Consider the following 18450-nt stretch of genomic DNA (forward strand, 5'->3'; position numbering starts at 1 on the left):
CCCATCAACCCCGCAACCCTTGTCGCTGCTGCGTTTGCAGCGCGGTTTGTGTTGCGAGGGGGCGAATATTAAGGGAGCCAACGCAGGCTGGCAAGGGGTTTGTCATCAAAATTTCAGATTTTTCTGGAAACGACGATTACGGCACCTCAGCAGCGCGATGTCAGGCCCCTATATATAGAATCATCAATCCGGGACCGGTTCCCGCCCTCCCATCTCCAGAGGACACTCACCCATGACCATTGAAGCAACCTGGTTGGCCGCCTCGGGCGCGAGCGCCTGCGACCTGCGCAACGAGACCGCCACCTGGCGCGCGGACCTGGACGCCCCTGCAGGCGACCCGTCGCTCCCTAACCCCCATGACCTGCTCGACTCCGCGCTGGCCGCGTGCACCACGCTCACGCTCCAGGTGTACGCCAAGCGCAAGGGCTATGACCTACGCGAGGTGCACGTCTCGGTGCGGCACGAAGAGGCGCCCGGCACCTACAAGATGATCCGCACCGTCAAGATCGATGGAGAGCTGCCGCCGAACGTGCGCGAGGATCTGCTGCGCGTGGCCAACAAGTGCCCGGTGCACAAATCCCTGTCCGCCCAGATTTCGATCGAAACCACGCTGACCGCCTAAAGGCACCGCCATTCATTGACTCGACAAATGATAATGGTTATCATTTGAGTTCTCGGGTTTCTGACACGACCTGAGTCAGCAAATGGGTTACCGGACACGACTCGTGTCCGGCCTTTTTTGCTGGCGGCCCCAAAGGCCGATCCCGCCGTCATCATCCTGACCCACCTGTCGCGCAACGTTGTCCTACAGCGAGATCCACATCCCAAGCGCGAAACGCATCCCTCATACGTAGGGCTCCCTCGTCTCATTGGTTCGCTCGCCAACCAAGCCTGTGTTGTAACGCGCTCCGAACGCCACTTGGGCGCTTTCGTGGCCATGTACTGCGGCTTAACATGAAGCCAAAACAAGACATGGCAGCCAGCAGCAGGGAAGCATTGGAGCGGGGACATCTTGGCGAACTACATCGAAGAGTATTGCGCGCGCATCCGACGCGGCGGCGCGCGAGCCATTGCGGACAAACCCGTGATGGTGGATCAGGACGGGACGTACACCATGGCTTACGTGCCGTTCGAACATCGGAACGCCGATGCGCGCCTGGTGCTGGTCAGCACCACGCCGGGCCACACCCACGTGCGGCTCGCCGCATCGGTCACGGAGGAACTGCTGCTCGCGCATACGCCCGGGCGGAGCATCCAGCGCGAGAACAAGCGGCGTGTGGAACTGGGCGGCCGACTCGTGCGGCCCAACCTGATCCGCATGCTCGACCACTTCCGCGTGCCCGAGCTGATTGGGCAACCCCATGCGGCAGCCTTGTGGAACGATGGGTTCGACGCCATCCAGCCGCTTGCCCTGCTGCCCCATGCCACCACGCGACGCGGGCTCGCATTCGACGGCCCGCTCGACGAACTGCTCGATGTGCCCATGCTCCGCGCCGTCTTCGAGTCGCTGTTCCTCGCGCGGCTCGGGCAGTGCCATCGGCAGGCGCTCTTTATAGGACTGGGGCGCACGGCGTGGGCGGGGCTGCGGCATGCCGCCGGGCTAGGTCTGATCGATCGGGGCCAGATGCTGGGGATGATGCCGGTGCCCGCGCGCGCCGGCAGCATGGTGCGGTATTTCCTGCGCGAGATAACCGCCAACGACCTGTCGCCCAATGATCCCGTGCGCCACCGCATCGCGTGGCTGGACGCCGCGCACGCGGAGATGGAAGCCGGCGTGCGCCGCGTGCGTGCCGCCACGGGGCCAGCCAACCAGCCGGATCGGCTGATCGCCTGATACCGGCTGCAGTGTGACGCTGGCCCCACCTAAGTAGGGATCAGCGGCGCCCCCATGTGCCGATAACACTCCTTGAGGATTCTGACCTCCTCGCATTCCCGATTTGCGGCCCCCCATGTTGGTGGAGGGCCGCTATTTTTTTGGGATGGTCCGTAGCCTATGAGTGACATAAAATGTCACGCGAACATGATCTGGATCTAATGCGGCGCAAATGGGGAAATTTCACGCAGCGATTGCGGAAATTTCCCACAAATTAAGCGACGCTATCTCCATATACTGCCCAGTCAGTGATGACCCCTGGCCAGCCGCCCACGCGGCACGGCCACAAGGCAGCAACGCATGACCACCATCCTGATCGTCGACGATCACCCCGCGCTGCGGCTTGCCATGCGCGCCCATCTCTCCCAGTTGCTGGGCGTGAATGTACTGCTGGAAGCCGACAACGGCCAGAGCGCCATCGAGGCGGTGCGTCGACATAAACCCGACCTCGTCGTACTCGACCTCGACATCCCCCGCATGAGCGGGCTCGATGCCACGCCACGCATGCGCGCGCTCCATCCGGCCGTGCGTATCCTGATCCTGACCGCCCAGAATCCCACGCCGTTCGCCGCGCGCGCCTACCAGGCCGGCGCGCAGGGCTTCATCAGCAAGACGCAGGACATGGATGCCATCGTCCGCTGCGTGGAAAGCGTGCTCGGCGGCTTTACCGTGTTCCCGAACGGCGCGAGCGCCAATCCCGCCACGGCCGTCACGTTCAGCGACCCCTCGCACGAGTCCCGCATGGTCAGCGACGATGAAGGCCTGCGCAAGCTGTCGGACAAGGAGGTCGTCATCCTGCGCATGCTGGCACGCGGCATGAGCAACAAGATCATCGGCAACGCGCTGTTCATCAGCAACAAGACCGTCAGCAGCTACAAGGCGCGCATCATGGCCAAGCTGCGTGCCGAATCCCTGGTCGATCTGGTCGATTTCGCCCGACGTTGCCAGCTCACCCCGTGACCCGCGCCGGGGCCCGCCGCGTGTTGCCCCGCGCCGAACGCGAAGCCATGGGCGCGGCAGTGGCCAACGCGGCGCGGGATGACCCCGTGCTCTACCGGATGCTGCTCGCCCGGCTGATCGAGACCAACGAGGCGGACATGGCCAACCTGCATCGGACGGTGGCGATGCGGGACTGGACCGGCGTGCAGCGCACCGTGCACCGCATCAAGGGGAGCGCTGCGCTGTCCCGCTGCCCGACGCTGGTGGCGGCGGGCAAGTCGCTGGAGTCCGCGGCGCGGCAGGGCAAGCCTGCCGTGATCGACGCGCTACTGCCGCGCTATGTCGCCATCGTGACCGAATTCAACGATGCGCTGATCGCCCTGCAGGCTGCCGCGCCCCCCGCCTGCCATCCCGATCCGGCCGAAGATACGTCGCCGTCCAGCCACATTCAGTGAATTTGATGACCCTGCCTGCATCATGGCAGTGCAAGGCGCCGGTGGCACTGGCACACTGTGGGTCCATCCGGCCGCCCCCTTCTTTTCGCGCCGGACCCTTTTTCTGGCGGGAGACATGTCGTGGGTGATTTGCAGGCCTTGCTGGACAGCCACGGGCTGTCCCTGGTGTTCCTGAGCGTGCTGGCCGAGCAGGCCGGCCTGCCGGTGCCGGCCTATCCGATGATGTTCGTGGCGGGTGCGCTGTCGATGCAGGAGTCTGGTCCGTCGATTGGCGCCGTGCTGTTCGCGGTGATCTCCGCCTGCCTGATCGCCGATACGGCGTGGTACTTCGCCGGCAAGCGGCTGGGCCAGCCGATGCTGCGCACGATCTGCCGCGTCTCCCTCTCCCCCGACACCTGCATCCGGCAGACCCAGTCGCTCTACCTGCGCGTAGGCCCCCGCTCGCTCGTCTTCGCCAAGCTGCTGCCCGGCGCCGGCGCGCTCTCGACGGCCATGGCCGGCATGACTTCCACGCCGTTCATGACCTTCCTGTTCTACGACGCCCTCGGCGCGCTGGTCTGGGCTGGCGGCGCGCTGCTGGCGGGCGTGGTGTTCAGCGATTTCGTCGATACGATCCTGGCCGCCTTCAGCACCTACGGCCATATCGCCGTGCTGATTGCCGGCGGCGCCTTCGCGCTGTTCATTGCCTGGCGCTTCTGGCTGCGCTGGCGCATGCTGCGCCGCACGGGCCGGATTCCCCGGATGACGGTGATGGAGTTGGAATCGCGCCGCTCGACGGGCGCGCCGCCGCTGGTGGTGGACGTGCGCGCGCATGGCGTCGCTCCCATCGAGCGCATTCCCGGCGCGCTGGTCATGGAGCTGCACGCGCCGCTGGAAACGCTGGGCGAGCATTCGCCCGAACATGACATCGTGATCTACTGCGCCTGCCCCCATGAGATGTCCGCCGCCGTGCTGGCGGAGCGGCTGCGTGTGGCGGGCTACCGCCACACCTGGGCGCTGGCGGGCGGGTTCGACGAATGGAAGCGCCTGCAGGGCGCCTTGTCGACCCCGGCCGATGAGGCCAGCAACGACGCGGCCGACCCCGCCAAGCAGGCCTCCGCGCACTAATCCACCCGCCGTACCCCCCGGAGCAACCGCCGCTTCCTATACTTGGCGCAGGCCATTGTGCAGGGAGGGCGGCATGCCAGGCGAAGACCCGGGTTGGGACGATGAAGCCGCGCGCGTGGCGCACCGCCGGCGCATGCTCGATATTCCCCGGCACAGCGCCGGCCAGACCTACGCGCTCGCCCTCTCCGGCGGCGGCATCCGCAGCGCCACGTTCTGCCTCGGCGTGATGCAGGCGATGGCCGAAGCGCCGAATCCCGCCCAGACGCCCGCCCGGACGCCCCTCGACACCCCGCCCTCCCCCACTGTCGCCGGCACCCAGTCGCTGCTGGCCCAGTTCGACTATCTCTCCACCGTCAGCGGCGGCGGCTACCTTGGCGCGTTCTTCGTCAGCCTGTTCGTGCCCGGACGGCTGCGGCGCGGCACCAGTGCCGTGCAGGCCGCGCAGGATGCCTACCGGACGATGCAATACGAACCGCCGGGGCGCATCCACACCTCGGTCTCCTATGCCGAGACCCCGGGCCGGGCCGCCGTGGCGTGGCTGCGCGAGAACGGCCGCTACCTCACCCCCACCGGCGCGGGCGACAACCTCTACGCCGCCGCCGTGGTGGTGCGAAACTGGCTGGCCATGCAATATGTGATTGGCAGTGCACTGCTGATGCTACTGGCCGCGCTGGCGCTGGGGCTGCACCTGGCCACGGGCGCATGGCACGGACTCGCCCGCAACGAGATGGACCTGCTCCACGCCGCGCGCCTGGCGTTCTACGACGAACGGCTGGCCATCTGGTGGAGCCCCTTGCTCTGGCTGCCGGTGGCCTCCGCGCTGCTGTTCGCCGTGCCCCCCGGCATCGCGTTCTGGCTGGTCTACCCGCGTTCGGACGACCCGCGCCAGCCCGTGCGGGTGCTGAACAACGCCGTGCTGCTCGCGGCGCTGATCGGCGCGGCCTTCCTGGCCACCGCGTGGTGGTTCCAGCAGTTGCAGCCGTCGCCACGGCTGGCCTACGCCTGCTTCGCCATCGGCATCCTGGCCTGGCTGGGCGTGGCGTCCTGCCTGGTCATGGTGATGCCGGCCCCGCGCTCGGTGACCATGTTCCGCGTGCGCGCCACGCGGGCGCTGCGCACGGCGATGGGGGTCACCGGCGCGCTGGCCGCGCTGGGGCTTGCCGATACCGCCGCGCGCACCTGCTATCTCTATAGCTATCTGACCGTGCATCCGTGGGGCGCGCTCGGCCCGGCCGGCACGCTGGGCGTGCTGGTCTGGCTGGTCCGCTATGGCGCCAATCTGCTCGATAACGGCCACAAGGGCGCCGGCGATTCGTCCTGGCGCGCGATGCTGAACCGCCTGCCCGTCTCGCTGCTGGCCGGGGCGCTGGCGGCCGTGCTGGCATTGCTCGTCTTCGTGCTCTGGTCGTGGATCGTGCTCTGGGTGCGGTGGGATGGCGGCGAGCCGGTCGACTGGCTCGTCTTCGGCAAGGCCTGGACCACGCCCGCGCTGGCCGTGCTGACGGGGCTCGCGCTGGTCATGGCGATGGTGGTGGGGCGCTTCGCGGGCTTCCTGAACCTGTCCACGCTCCAGTCGTTCTACGCCTCCCGGCTCACGCGCGCCTATCTGGGCGCCTCCAACGGCAACCGCTTCACCGCCACGGCGGGCAGCCCGGACGCGCGGCAGCGCTTCAGCGTGGCCGAGCCCGCCCCGGACGACGCCCTGAGCCTCAACGACTATTACGATCCCCGCGTGCTGGCGCCGCTGCACCTGATCAACGTCACGCTGAACCTGACCGTCGATCCGGCCGAGCAGCTCGTGCAGCGCGACCGCAAGGGCAAGCCGCTGTGCGTCTCGCCGGGCCCCGCGCTGGCCCAGCCGGGCGCCCCGCAGCAACTGCCCGCCGATACCTACGTGCGATTCAGCGTCGATGGGCGGCCTTGCTGCGCGATGTCGCAGGAACGCACCTTCCGCCGTCATCCCGGCGAGATGGCCCACGCACGCACCGTGGGCGACTGGGTGGCGATCTCGGGCGCCGCCATCTCCACCGGTCTCGGCCGCGCCTCCACGCTGGGCACCTCGCTGCTGATGGGGTTCGCCAACCTGCGGCTCGGCGTCTGGTGGCCATCGCGGCTGGATGCTGGCAGCGGGCACGCCCCCATGCGCCGGCGCGGCGCGGCGGGGCGCGCGCGGCCCACGCTCGGCGTGCTGACCGGCCTGTTCCGCACGCAGTACTACCTCGGGTGCGAACTCGCCGCGCGCTTTCACGGCACGCGGCGGGGCTGGCAGTACCTGTCCGATGGCGGCCATTTCGAGAACACCGCCGTCTATGAACTGCTGCGCCCGGAGCGCCGCGTAGCGCTGATCGTGCTGTGCGACTGCGGCTGCGACGCCGACTACCGCTTCAAGGATCTCGCCAACCTGATCCGGCTGGCCCGCATCGACTTCGGACTCGAAATCGTGGTGGACACCGCCGCCGCGAGCGACCCGGTGCTCAAGACCGTGTTCGGCACCATGGATGACTTTGCCGCCGATGCCAGCCCGGAGAGCCGAATGAAGGTCGGGCTGCTGCTCAATGCCTTCGTGGCCGGCCAGGGCGGCGCCCCGGACGCCCCGCCAGTCACCCGCATCATCCTGCTGAAGCCGCGCCTCACACCCACCGCGCCGGCCGATGTGCGCCAGTACGGCGCCGTCCATCGCGACTTCCCGCAGCAAGGCACCGCCGACCAGTTCTTCGATGAAGCACAGTGGGAGAGCTACCGCGCGCTGGGGTTCGACATCGGCCGGCGCATTGCCCAGGGGCCCGTAGCGCAGCGGCTGTTCGGGTAACGCGCGTAGCCCCACGGTTAGCAGGGCTACTCGGCGGGCGCCAGCACGATTCGGCGCACGTGACTACCATAGCCCCGTTCCCGTCTCCACATGGCGCGCCGGTCACCCCGGCCGCGCCCCGCATCCATGATTCCGTATTCCCTGCTCGACCTTTCACCGATCGTGGAAGGCAGCGATGCCGGCCAGGCCATGCGCAACACGCTGGACCTGGCGCAGCACGCCGAACGCCTTGGCTATCGCCGCTTCTGGCTGGCCGAGCATCACAACATGCCCGGCATTGCCAGCGCGGCCACGTCCGTGCTGATCGGCTACGTGGCGAATGGCACGTCCACCATCCGCGTCGGCTCGGGCGGCGTGATGCTGCCGAACCACTCGCCGCTGGTGATTGCCGAGCAGTTCGGCACGCTGGCTGCGCTGTATCCGGGCCGCATCGACCTCGGGCTGGGCCGCGCGCCCGGCTCCGACCAGGCCACGGCGCGCGCGCTGCGCCGCCAGCTCAGCCACGACAGCGCCGACACCTTCCCGCAGGATGTGGAAGAACTGCAGGCCTATTTCGATGAGGTGCGCCCGGGCCAGCGCCTGCGCGCGGTGCCCGGCGCGGGCCTGAAGGTGCCGCTGTGGCTGCTCGGATCGAGCCTGTTCAGCGCGCAGCTGTCCGCCGCGATGGGGCTGCCGTTTGCGTTCGCGTCGCACTTCGCGCCCGGCTTCATGCGCCAGGCCGTGGACCTGTACCGGCGCACCTTCCGCCCGTCCGAACAGCTCGATCGCCCGCACGTGATGCTCGGCGTCAACGTGTTCGCCGCCGACACCGGTGACGAGGCGCGCCGGCTGTTCTCGTCGCTCCAGCAGCAGTTCCTGGCACTGGTGCGCGGCACGCCGGGCCAGCTCAAGCCGCCCGTGGACAACATGGACCTGCTCTGGGACGCCAGCGAGGCCGACCACATCCGCCGCTCGCTGGCCGTCTCGGTCGTGGGCGACCCCGCCGCCGTGCGCGACGGCCTGCAACGTTTCGTGGATGACCTGCGCCCCGACGAACTGATGCTGACCGGCCAGATCTACGATCACGCGGCGCGGCTCAAGTCGTTCGAGATTGCCGCGAAGGCGGTGCGCGCCCTGTCGCTCTCGCCCACGCAACTGGCCTGAACCGTCAGCGCCAGAAAGCAAAAACCGCGGCCAAGGCCGCGGTTTTCGTTTGCGTACGAGCCGGATCGATCAGGCCGTCGCCAGCCGGAACGCCGACACCGCGCGCATCATCGACTGGGCCTGCTCGGCCAGCGAATGGGCGGCGGCAGCCGCTTCCTCGACCAGTGCCGCGTTCTGCTGCGTCACCGAGTCCATCTGCGTCACGGCCTGGCCCACCTGCTCGATGCCGGTGCTCTGCTCGGCGGAAGCCGCGCTGATCTCGCCCATGATGTCGGTCACGCGGCGCACCGCACCCACCACCTCGTGCATGGTCTCGCCGGCCTTGGCCACCAGCAACGAGCCGTTGTCTACCTGCGCCACCGAGTTGTCGATCAGCGTCTTGATCTCCTTCGCGGCGTTGGCGCTGCGCTGGGCCAGACTGCGCACCTCGCCCGCCACCACGGCGAAGCCCCGGCCCTGCTCGCCGGCCCGCGCCGCTTCCACGGCCGCGTTCAGGGCCAGGATGTTGGTCTGGAAGGCGATGCCTTCGATCACGCCGATGATGTCGACGATCTGGCGCGAGGCGTTGTTGATCTCGCCCATCGTCGCCACCACCTCGCTGACCACCTCGCCGCCACGATTGGCAATGTCCGAGGCATTCACGGCCAGCGCGCTGGCCTGCCGCGCGTTGTCCGCGTTCTGGCGCACGATGCCGGTCAGCTCTTCCATGCTCGACGCGGTCTGCTCAAGTGCCGAAGCCTGCTCTTCGGTGCGCTGGGAGAGATCGGTATTGCCCGCCGAGATCTGGTCCGTGGCCGTGGCGATGGAACCCGCCGCGCCGCGAATCTCGCCCAGCGTGCCCGCCAGGCGGGTCTGCATGCGCTGCATGGCGGCCAGCACGCTCTGCTCGTCGCCAGCGCGCACGGTCACCGGCACGGTCAGGTCGCCGCCGGCGATGCGCGTGACCGCTTCCACCGCGTAGGCCGGCTCGCCGCCGAGGCTGCGCTTGACGGTGCGCATCAGCCAGAGCATCACCGCCGCGATCAGCGCGCCAATCAGCAGCGTGCTGACGAGGGCGTTGATCAGGTTGGCGCGGAACGCGTCTTCCACATCGACCAGGAACACGCCGGTGGCCACGAACCAGTCCCAGTCCGCCACGTAGCGGCCGTAGGTCAGCTTGCGCTGCGGGTTTTCGGTGCCGGGCAGGCGGCCACGGTAGGTCGAGAAACCAGCCTCGGGGCCCGTGGTGCGGCGCGCGCCTTCCAGGATCGCGCGGTAGACGTAGACGCCATCCGGGTCCTTGAACTCGCCGACCTGGTTGCCTTCCGTCTGCGGCAGGCCCGGGTTCAGGATCACCTGCGGCTTGGAATCGATGATGAACAGGTAGCCGTTCTGGCCGAAACGCATCGCGCGCAGCGCGTCCTTGGCGGCGGTCTGGGCGTCTTCCTTCGACATCTGGCCCTTGGCGGCACGCGCCGCGTACAGCTTGACGATGCCCTCGCCGGTGGCGACCAGCGACTGCAGGCTCTCGCGCCGCTCGCCCATCATCACGGACCTGGTGTGGAAGGCGTTCCAGGTGCCGAGCGCGAGCAGCAGCAGCCACATGACGGCAAGCGCCGCCCAGAGTTTGGTGTTCAGAGTGAGACGGTTCATGATCGGGAGGCTGTTGGGAATTCCCTGGGATTAACGACGCCGCAGCCACATTCCCTTAGCTTCCGTTAGCACCAGGGGGCCAAGATGGGCGATGATCGGGAAAATTGCGCCGCACTGTCCACCTGGAGCCCCCTGCCATGACCGCTCAGCCGTCCGCCGCCTTCTCCTTCATCGATCCAGACCCCGCCGAGGCCGATCCGCTGCAGGGCGAGCTGGCGCTGCTGGACCACGCCGCCCTGCGCGGCCCGGTGGCGCAGTTGTGGGAGGCGCCGCTGTCACTGGTGATTCCGCGCAGCTACCTGCGCCAGCCCGGCATCGAGGCCGCCCGCGCGGACTTTGCCGCCCGGGGCTGCCCGGTCTGGCTGCGCATGTCGGGCGGCGGGCTGGTGCCGCAGGGGCCGGGCATCCTGAACGTGAGCCTGGCCTACGCGGTGCCGAAGGGCGCGGCTACGTGGATGGAGCCCGTCTATATCCACCTGTGCGATGTGCTGGCGGACGGGATGCGCCAGCTGGGCGTGGAAACGCACTGGCAGGCGGTGGAGGGGTCGTTCTGCGACGGGCGCTACAACCTGGCCTGGGGGCCGGGCGATGCAGCGCGCAAGATCGCCGGCACCGCGCAGTACTGGCGCCGCGCGCCGGCCGCCGCGCAATCGGACGATGGCCAGCGCCATCTGGTGCTGGCGCACGCCATCCTGCTGGTGAGCGCGGACCCGGTCGAGATCAATGCCCGCGCCAATGCGTTCGAGGCGGCCATCGGGAGCGGCCGGCACTACGACCCGGACAAGGTGGTCAGCGTGCGCGAGGCGGCCGGCATCGAGGACGATCCCCAACTGACGTCGCGCGTGGCCGAGGCGATCCGCGCCGCCATCGCCCGCACGCCGCCGCCGGGCGCCTAGCGCGCCGTGAAGCGGATGTCGCCGTACCAGGCGCGCGCGTTGGCGCCGGTGTTGTCGGTATCGGTCATCAGGCCATAGCCCAGCAGCTTGCCGGGCTTTTCGCGGAAGACCTTCTGGAAGTCCGCACTCACATTGCGGCGCAGCTTCTGCCATTTGCCGGCATCGGCCGCGCCGCCCACCACAATCATCTGCACCCGGTTGGTATGCGGATTGGCGATGACCGTGCCCACCGGCGCGCTGTTGGTCCAGATATACATCAGCGTGGCGTAGGGCAGCTTGTCGCCGACCGCGCCCGAGATGGCCATGCCGGCGCGCTCGCCAATCGACAGGTTGCTGCTTTCGCCGTCGAAGAAGAACACCAGCCGGGCGGGGGCGTCCTCGCGCTTGGCGTCGCGGTTGTCGGCGTCCGGGATCGGGCCGGCCACCTTCCAGCGCCATTGCACCACCGGCGTGGCCGCGAGGTCGAAGTCGCCGGCGTGGATCAGGCCGGAGGCGGCGCCGGTGGCATCGGCCTCGAGCACCGTGGTGCCCTGGTCGGCCACCAGCGCGTAGCGCGTGAGGGCCTTGCCGCTGACCACGGGCTTGTTCTGCCAGCCCTCCGGCAGCGCGCCGCCGGGCCGGCTGGCCGAGAAGGCAACGCCGGGGTCGTCGGCACGGGCCGCCGTGGCAAGGGTCATGGCCGAGGCCGCCACCATGGCGGCGAGCATCGGCAATATCGGACGAGTAAGACGAAGGACCGGGGCGCGCATCGTGACCGCCTTTTGTTATGGTGACGGGTGAAATTCAGATCATTCGCATGGACTGCTCAGTCCATTGTAGAAAGCGCCGCCGGCCCGCACCGTGCGGCGTAGGCCGAAATCGGCTTCGGACAGACGCTGACAGGATCTGGCGCGCCCTCGCCACAAGTACCGCATCCGCCACTTCACATACCTGCTTACAAACTGGGCCACGGCCGGGCCGCAGGCCGGTGGTATCGTGCTGCCTCGCGCGGTGCGGGTCTGGCCGCGCGCCGTCATCTCCGCTCCCCTGATTCCCGCATGCGTGCTGCTGTCGTTCGATCCCTGTTGTCCGCGGTCCTGATGTTGGCCGCGCCCGTGTCCGTGCTGGCCGACGGCACCTTCCCGGCGTCCGAGACCCCGGAGCCGCCTGCCGCCGTCACGCCGGTGGCGTTCGCCAAGCCCACCGCCAAGCTGCCGCCGCTGCGCTTCCTGCTGACATTCGACGATGGCCCGGACGCCGGCCCGGATGGCAGCACGCCGCTGATCCTGCGCCAGTTGGCCGACAACCCGATTGCGCCCGGCATCAAGGCCATCTTCTTCGTCCAGACCGCGCATCCGCGCCGGGGCGGCGGCGCGGCCGGGCGCGCCCAGATGCGCGACACCTGCGCCGCCGGCCACCTGCTCGCCGTGCACAGCGGCGTGGTGGAGGGCCATGTCTCCCATACCAAGCTGGCGCCGACCGAGCTGGCGGCGTCGCTGCGCGCGGGCGAGGCGGACATCGCCGCCCAGTGCCGCCACGTGGCACAACTGGTGCGGCCGCCCAACTGGGCCTATAACGATGAGACGCGGGGCGTCTACCAGGGACTGGGCCTGGGCATGCTCATGGCCGACGCCAACGCGCGCGACGGCAAGATCTACGGCTGGCACATCAGCCTGCGGCGGCGCTCCCATATGGTGAGCGAGCTGGAGCAGGTGCGCGCGGCCATCGGCGCGCGGCGGCTCCAGCCGGTGAACGGCGTGGTGCCGGTGGTGGTGAGCTTTCATGACACCAACGACTACACGGCGTCGCACATGACCGAGTACCTCCAGATCCTCGTCGATGCCGCGCGCGAGAACGGCCTGCCGCTGGCCGATCCGCCCTTCTATACCGACGCCCGCGCCGCCGAACGCGCCGCTTTGGTGCGTGCCAGGGACGGCGACTACGCGCGGCAAAGCTGGCCCTGACCGGCGCCTGCTCCGGCAGGGCCCAATCGGCCATGCGGCACCGCACGAGGAATTCGTAGAAGTGCTACGCTAACGGCCCGTGGTGCCCTAACCGGAGAATCACCGTGCCCCGCAAGACCCCCATCGAACGCTATCGCAACATCGGTATCAGCGCGCATATCGACGCCGGCAAGACGACGACGACCGAGCGCATCCTGTTCTACACCGGCGTGAACCACAAGCTGGGCGAGGTGCATGACGGGGCCGCCACCATGGATTGGATGGAGCAGGAGCAGGAGCGCGGCATCACCATCACGTCGGCCGCCACCACGGCCTTCTGGAAGGGGATGGCGGGGAACTACCCCGAGCATCGCATCAACATCATCGACACCCCCGGCCACGTGGACTTCACCATCGAGGTGGAACGCTCCATGCGCGTGCTCGACGGCGCCTGCATGGTGTACGACGCCGTGGGCGGCGTGCAGCCGCAGTCGGAAACTGTCTGGCGCCAGGCCAACAAGTACAAGGTGCCGCGCATCGCGTTCGTCAACAAGATGGACCGCGTGGGCGCCGACTTCTTCCGCGTGCAGACCCAGATCGCCGATCGCCTGAAGGGCAACGCCGTGCTGATCCAGATTCCGGTCGGCGCCGAGGATCATTTCCAGGGCGTGGTCGATCTCGTGAAAATGCGCGCCATCGTCTGGGACGATACGAGCCAGGGCGTGCACTTCGAGTACACCGACATCCCGGCCGCGCTGCAGGCCACCGCGCAGGAATGGCGCGAGAAGATGGTCGAGGCCGCCGCCGAAGCCAGCGAGGACCTGCTCGAGCGCTACCTGAGCGGCGAGCCGCTGACCGAGGAAGAGATCAAGGCCGGGCTGCGCAAACGCACCATCGCCGGTGAAATCGTGCCGATGCTATGCGGCAGCGCCTTCAAGAACAAGGGCGTGCAGGCGATGCTGGACGCGGTGATCGACTACCTGCCGTCGCCGGCGGACGTGCCCGCCATCCTCGGCCACACCGAGGACGACAAGGAAGCCGAGCGCCACCCGAACGACGACGAGCCGTTCTCGGCGCTCGCCTTCAAGATCATGACCGACCCGTTCGTCGGCCAGCTGATCTTCTTCCGCGTGTATTCGGGCGTGGTGAATTCGGGCGACACGGTCTACAACCCGGTCAAGTCCAAGCGCGAACGGCTGGGGCGCATCCTCCAGATGCACGCCAACGTCCGCAACGAGATCAAGGAAGTGCGCGCCGGCGACATCGCCGCGGCCGTGGGCCTCAAGGAGGCCACCACGGGCGACACCCTGTGCGATCCCGACAAGGTCATCATCCTCGAACGCATGACTTTCCCGGAGCCGGTGATCTCGCAGGCCGTGGAACCGAAGACCAAGGCCGACCAGGAGAAGATGGGCATCGCCCTGAACCGGCTGGCCCAGGAAGACCCGTCGTTCCGCGTGGCGACCGACGAGGAGTCCGGCCAGACCATCATCTCGGGCATGGGCGAGCTGCACCTGGAAATCCTGGTGGACCGGATGAAGCGCGAGTTTGGCGTGGAGGCCTCGGTCGGCAAGCCGCAGGTGGCCTACCGCGAGACCATCAAGAGCACCGCCAAGGACGTGGAAGGCAAGTTCATCAAGCAGTCGGGCGGGCGCGGCCAGTACGGCCACGTGGTGCTGAACCTCGAGCCGATGCCGCAGGGCGGCGGCTATGCCTTCGTCGATGCCATCAAGGGCGGCGTGGTGCCGCGCGAGTTCATCCCGGCGGTGGACAAGGGCATCAAGGAGACGCTGGAAGCCGGCGTGCTGGCCGGCTACCCGGTGGTGGACGTGAAGGCGACGCTGGTGTTCGGCTCGTACCACGATGTGGATTCGAACGAAAACGCGTTCCGCATGGCGGGTTCCATGGCGTTCAAGGAAGGCATGCGCCGCGCCAAGCCGGTGCTGCTGGAGCCGATGATGTCCGTGGAGGTGGAAACGCCCGAGGAATTCACCGGCAACGTGATGGGCGACCTCTCCTCGCGGCGCGGCATGGTGCACGGCATGGAAGACATCGCGGGCGGCGGCGGCAAGATCGTGCGCGCCGAGGTGCCGCTGGCGACGATGTTCGGCTACTCCACCTCGCTGCGCTCCCTCACCCAGGGCCGCGCCACCTTCACGATGGAGTTCAAGCACTACGCCGAAGCCCCGGCCAACGTGGCCGAGGCGGTGATCAGCTCGCGCAAGAACTGAGCACGGGTGTTCTCCCCTTCCCGGAGGGAGCGGGGAGAACACCATGCGCCACCCGCCATCGATTCATGGCATGATGCTCCGGCGGCCACACGCCGCCTCATCCACTGCTACGGGAGCGCACCATGATGGCATTCCTCGGTACTGTGCTGGTTGGACTTGTCGTGGGGCTCATCGCCCGCGCCATCAAACCTGGCGACGACAAGATGGGCTGGATCATGACGATCCTGCTGGGCGTGCTTGGCGCGCTGGCGGCCGGCTACATCGGCCGGTCGATGGGGTACTACCAGCCGGGCGAGGCCGCCGGATGGATTGCCTCGGTCATCGGTGCCATCGTGCTACTGGTGATATACGACCTGGTTCGCCGTAAGAACTGAAGCGCCTTCCTTGCCGCACCGCTGCAGCGCGGTGGTGCTGCCCGGGGCGGCCATCGCCGCGACCTGCGGCGCCACCGAGCGCAGCACGCGCACCGCCAGCGCGCTCGTGAACGCGTAGCGCGCCGCGTACGGCTCGCGCACGTGGATTGTCACCGTGCCGAAATAGCGGTCCCCCAGCAGGAACACGAAGGTGGCCGACCGGTTGACCGAGCGCGACGAAATTACGCGCCCGCCCGGACCATAGGTCTGGAAGCGCTGGTCGCCCGTACCGGTCTTGCCGCCAATCATCAGTGGCGCGCCGGGCTGCCCCGGCCGGCTGACCGGCGTGAAGGCCCCCCGGATCGACTTGGCCGTGCCACTCTCCACCACATCGAACATCGAACGCCGCACCAGCGCGGCAATCTCCGGCGCAATCAGCACCTTGCCTGGCCCCGGGCGCAGGGCGTATGTCGTGGCATAGGGGGTGTCGGCGGCAAAGGCAAGCGTGCGGATCGTGGACGGCTGGGCATCCACGCCATTGCCGAGGATGATGCCGGCCAGCTCCGACAGCGCCGCCGGGCGGTCACCCGAGGCACCGATGGCCGTGGCGTACGACGGCGTCAGCGAATCGAACGGATAACCGAGCCGCTGCCAGCGCTTGGCCACCTTGTCGAACGCCTCCTTCTCCAGCAGCGTGCGGATGCGGGCGTCCTGCCCCAGCTTGCTGCGGGTCTTGAACAGCCACTTGTAGACGTATTGCCGCTCGTCCGCGCTGGCCTTGAGCACCTCGCTCAGCGTGGCATCCGGGTTGTTGCCGAGGTATTCCACCATCCACAGTTCCAGCGGATGGATGCGCGACAGGTAGCCCCGGTCGTTCAGGTCGAATTTGTCCTTCCCGTACTTGTCGTAGAGCTTGTGCAGGTCTTCCTCGGACGGCTGCTTCTGCTTGGGCAGCCGTGCGCGCACCAGGCCGGCGTAGGTGTCGAAATCGGTGGCCGGCCGGGCGCTCAGCAGCGTCACCGAGAGGCGCACGGCCCCAAGGTAGGGCGTCGGCTGCTTCACGCGACCTAGCAGAACGTTCAAACGCTCATCCGAAGTCTTGCCCCGGTAGCGCTGCCAGAACGCCGTCATATAGGAGCTGCCTTCCTCATCGGCAAAGCGCTCCAGGTACGGGCGGCGGCCCGGGTCGCTGCGATCCTCCATCAGCGCGGTGGCTTCCGGGTGGGCCTGGTGGACTTCGTACTTCACGATGTCGCGCATCATCCGGATGAATACGAGATTGACCGAATGCTGGAAGGCCACGCGCACCGTCATCTGGCGCTCGCCCTCCCATTTCTCGAAGTTCGTGAAGCTCTGCATGCCGCCGCCGGTGTAGAACGCCTCGCCGGCATTGCCCGAATACTTGCGCTCCATCGCGGCTTCGAGGATGGCCCCGCGCGAGCGCTCGGCCGGCGCCTTGGCCTTGATCAGCGTGTCGATCACCCAGCGGGTCAGCGCGTCCTGGCGCGGCACCTGGATCGCGGCCAGCTCGGCCCGGCTCAGGCTGACGTGGCGATCGTAGATCTCGTTGATGACTTCCAGATAGGTGACCAGCGTGCGCAGCTTGGCGGTGGAGCCCAGGTTCAGCCGCGCCCCCGCGTTGATGTCGAACGGCTGGTCGACATTGTCGGCCTGCACCCGCACCAGGCTGGCGTTGCCCACGCGCTCGAACAGCGTGAAGCTGGCCACGAGCCGCGACGGGTCGTCGCCCTCGCGCAGCAGGTTCTTGCCGTACAGGCCCATCTCGTGGGCATCGGTCTTGTTGCGGATGCGCAGCAGCGTGTCCGTGACCATGCGTTGCACTTCACGGTTGATGCTGCTGTCGACGGTCAGGTCGAGGCGGTCCAGCGCGTAGCGGCTGTCCACGCCCAGCAGGTGCGACACATCGTTACGCACCTGGTTGACCGCCTTGCGCGTCACCCAGGGCGCCGGGTCGGGCCGCTGCGGCGGGGCCGCCTTGTCCAGCGACTGCGCCAGCGCGGCGTCGCGCAACTCCGGAGTGATGGTATTGGTGGCCGCCAGCAGCCGCAGGTAGCTGCCAGTCAGCGCGTCCAGGTTGGTATCGTCGCGCCGCAGGTGATACGACGGCCGGCGCTGCGAGACGATCAGCGACAGCGCGCGCTTGTACGCCTGGGCCTCGCGCGGGGTGGGGCGGCGCGGGTCCATGTTGCGGATCAGCGCGTTGACCTCGCCGAAGTCCTCGCCGTACCAGACGTACAGCCCGTCGCCAATGCCGTTGATCTCGCCATGCCCCACGCGCGCGGAGAGCGGCACCGTGTTCAGGTAGTCGAGCACGATGTTTTCGCGGGCGCGCTGGGTGTCGGGACCGTTGACATAGGCGCGCAGCGAGGCCGAGGTCATCTGGCGGAACTTGTCTGGAATCGACTGGGTCCGCCCCTCGGGCGAATGGCGGAATTTCTCGATCTGGGTGGCGAGCGTGCTGCCGCCGGCCGAGTCGTGGTGCCGGTCGGCCAGCTTCACGGCCTGGTCGAGCACCGCGCGCGAGAACCGGCGCCAGTCCACGGCCGGATTCATCATCGGATACTCGGGATTGAGCAGGTTCTGGTTCTCGACGTAGAGCAGCGACGCCACCACCACCTTCGGCACCGCGTCGAAACTATCGTACTGGCGTTGGGGATAGCGTTCGAAGGCAAGCGTCAGCGCGTTGCAGTCGCGCACGATCAGGCCGGCCTGGTTTTTCTCTCGGTAGGGCGGAAAGATGCCCTCGTCCATCAGCCGGACGAGATCCGGCGACATGCGCACCTGCGCGCTCGTGGCAAACCCGTGCCGCAGCAGGCGCTCGCCGAACTCGGGCAGGCGCTCGTAGCCCAGGCGCTCGTCGTACGGACCGGAATGGGGATAACGGATGCTGTCGCTCGCGCCGGGCTGGATTTCGTAGGTCAACGACTTGCCCAGCCGGCTCATGTACAGAGCCTGCCATTGCGACGTGCGAACCTCGTGCGTGACGAGGGTCACAACCATGTAGGCGCCGCCACATACGGCAACCGCCAAGCCAGCGAGAATCCAGCGACGACGTGACACGTTTCGGCA

Annotated in this window: 14 protein-coding genes; 11 read left to right on the plus strand and 3 right to left on the minus strand. The window is 68.0% G+C overall.

Annotation, left to right across the window (positions count from 1 at the left end; all coding sequences use genetic code 11):
- The first annotated feature begins 232 nt into the window (after positions 1–232).
- The 7 genes from BM115_RS26120 (at position 233) to BM115_RS26150 (ending at position 8326) form a co-directional block, all read left to right on the plus strand.
- A complete protein-coding gene (locus tag BM115_RS26120) occupies positions 233–622 on the plus strand; it encodes an OsmC family protein (protein ID WP_092301581.1) in 390 nt (129 codons plus the stop codon).
- Positions 623–1012: 390 nt separating this feature from the next.
- Positions 1013–1834, plus strand: coding sequence for a hypothetical protein (locus BM115_RS26125; RefSeq protein ID WP_092301584.1), 822 nt, complete (start codon positions 1013–1015; stop codon positions 1832–1834).
- Between the two features lie 339 nt (positions 1835–2173).
- The gene (locus BM115_RS26130) at positions 2174–2833 is read left to right on the plus strand and encodes a response regulator transcription factor (RefSeq protein ID WP_092301587.1); all 660 of its coding nucleotides are present in this window, start codon (positions 2174–2176) and stop codon (positions 2831–2833) included.
- A gap of 20 nt (positions 2834–2853) precedes the next feature.
- Positions 2854–3267, plus strand: a complete 414-nt coding sequence (locus BM115_RS26135; RefSeq protein WP_255371000.1) for an Hpt domain-containing protein — start codon at positions 2854–2856, stop codon at positions 3265–3267.
- Between the two features lie 120 nt (positions 3268–3387).
- Positions 3388–4374 (plus strand): DedA family protein/thiosulfate sulfurtransferase GlpE, encoded by a 987-nt coding sequence (locus tag BM115_RS26140; protein WP_092301593.1) that lies wholly within the window; start codon positions 3388–3390, stop codon positions 4372–4374.
- A 73-nt stretch (positions 4375–4447) separates the two neighbouring features.
- Positions 4448–7183 carry a patatin-like phospholipase domain-containing protein gene (locus tag BM115_RS26145; RefSeq protein ID WP_092301596.1) on the plus strand — a complete coding sequence of 912 codons (2736 nt, stop codon included), beginning with the start codon at positions 4448–4450 and terminating at the stop codon, positions 7181–7183.
- Between the two features lie 126 nt (positions 7184–7309).
- The gene (locus BM115_RS26150; protein ID WP_092301599.1) at positions 7310–8326 is read left to right on the plus strand and encodes an LLM class flavin-dependent oxidoreductase; all 1017 of its coding nucleotides are present in this window, start codon (positions 7310–7312) and stop codon (positions 8324–8326) included.
- 69 nt (positions 8327–8395) lie between these two features.
- Here BM115_RS26150 and BM115_RS26155 read toward each other — a convergent pair whose 3' ends face one another.
- The gene (locus tag BM115_RS26155) at positions 8396–9958 is read right to left on the minus strand and encodes a methyl-accepting chemotaxis protein (protein WP_092301602.1); all 1563 of its coding nucleotides are present in this window, start codon (positions 9956–9958) and stop codon (positions 8396–8398) included.
- A 137-nt stretch (positions 9959–10095) separates the two neighbouring features.
- On the opposite strand from BM115_RS26155, the gene BM115_RS26160 reads away from it, so the two are divergent.
- Positions 10096–10854 carry a lipoate--protein ligase family protein gene (locus tag BM115_RS26160; RefSeq protein ID WP_092301605.1) on the plus strand — a complete coding sequence of 253 codons (759 nt, stop codon included), beginning with the start codon at positions 10096–10098 and terminating at the stop codon, positions 10852–10854.
- On the opposite strand, the gene BM115_RS26165 is transcribed toward BM115_RS26160, so the two are convergent.
- Complete coding sequence (locus BM115_RS26165; RefSeq protein ID WP_177220022.1) at positions 10851–11561, minus strand: DUF3047 domain-containing protein; 711 nt, start codon at positions 11559–11561, stop codon at positions 10851–10853. The genes BM115_RS26160 and BM115_RS26165 overlap by 4 nt on opposite strands.
- A gap of 372 nt (positions 11562–11933) precedes the next feature.
- On the opposite strand from BM115_RS26165, the gene BM115_RS26170 reads away from it, so the two are divergent.
- The 3 genes from BM115_RS26170 (at position 11934) to BM115_RS26180 (ending at position 15381) form a co-directional block, all read left to right on the plus strand.
- Positions 11934–12797: a polysaccharide deacetylase family protein gene (locus BM115_RS26170; RefSeq protein ID WP_255371001.1), complete on the plus strand. Its 864-nt coding sequence runs from the start codon at positions 11934–11936 to the stop codon at positions 12795–12797.
- A gap of 104 nt (positions 12798–12901) precedes the next feature.
- The gene (gene fusA, locus BM115_RS26175; protein WP_092301611.1) at positions 12902–15007 is read left to right on the plus strand and encodes an elongation factor G; all 2106 of its coding nucleotides are present in this window, start codon (positions 12902–12904) and stop codon (positions 15005–15007) included.
- Between the two features lie 122 nt (positions 15008–15129).
- Positions 15130–15381: a GlsB/YeaQ/YmgE family stress response membrane protein gene (locus BM115_RS26180; protein ID WP_092301614.1), complete on the plus strand. Its 252-nt coding sequence runs from the start codon at positions 15130–15132 to the stop codon at positions 15379–15381.
- Here BM115_RS26180 and BM115_RS26185 read toward each other — a convergent pair.
- The gene (locus BM115_RS26185) at positions 15343–18381 is read right to left on the minus strand and encodes a transglycosylase domain-containing protein (protein ID WP_255371002.1); all 3039 of its coding nucleotides are present in this window, start codon (positions 18379–18381) and stop codon (positions 15343–15345) included. The two genes, BM115_RS26180 and BM115_RS26185, sit on opposite strands and share 39 nt — an antisense overlap.
- Between the last annotated feature and the right edge of the window lie 69 nt (positions 18382–18450).

The sequence above is a fragment of the Cupriavidus sp. OV096 genome, assembly GCF_900115455.1.
Lineage (GTDB): Bacteria > Pseudomonadota > Gammaproteobacteria > Burkholderiales > Burkholderiaceae > Cupriavidus.

What these genes read in the sequence shown, in the direction of transcription:
- BM115_RS26150 (WP_092301599.1), top strand. Translation starts at nt 7,310, where the DNA reads ATGATTCCGTATTCCCTGCTCGACCTTTCACCGATCGTGGAAGGCAGC.
- BM115_RS26160 (WP_092301605.1), top strand. Translation starts at nt 10,096, where the DNA reads ATGACCGCTCAGCCGTCCGCCGCCTTCTCCTTCATCGATCCAGACCCC.
- BM115_RS26180 (WP_092301614.1), top strand. Translation starts at nt 15,130, where the DNA reads ATGATGGCATTCCTCGGTACTGTGCTGGTTGGACTTGTCGTGGGGCTC.
- BM115_RS26165 (WP_177220022.1), bottom strand. Translation starts at nt 11,561, where the DNA reads ATGCTCGCCGCCATGGTGGCGGCCTCGGCCATGACCCTTGCCACGGCG.
- BM115_RS26130 (WP_092301587.1), top strand. Translation starts at nt 2,174, where the DNA reads ATGACCACCATCCTGATCGTCGACGATCACCCCGCGCTGCGGCTTGCC.
- BM115_RS26120 (WP_092301581.1), top strand. Translation starts at nt 233, where the DNA reads ATGACCATTGAAGCAACCTGGTTGGCCGCCTCGGGCGCGAGCGCCTGC.
- BM115_RS26185 (WP_255371002.1), bottom strand. Translation starts at nt 18,381, where the DNA reads ATGGTTGTGACCCTCGTCACGCACGAGGTTCGCACGTCGCAATGGCAG.
- BM115_RS26155 (WP_092301602.1), bottom strand. Translation starts at nt 9,958, where the DNA reads ATGAACCGTCTCACTCTGAACACCAAACTCTGGGCGGCGCTTGCCGTC.
- BM115_RS26145 (WP_092301596.1), top strand. Translation starts at nt 4,448, where the DNA reads ATGCCAGGCGAAGACCCGGGTTGGGACGATGAAGCCGCGCGCGTGGCG.
- BM115_RS26170 (WP_255371001.1), top strand. Translation starts at nt 11,934, where the DNA reads ATGTTGGCCGCGCCCGTGTCCGTGCTGGCCGACGGCACCTTCCCGGCG.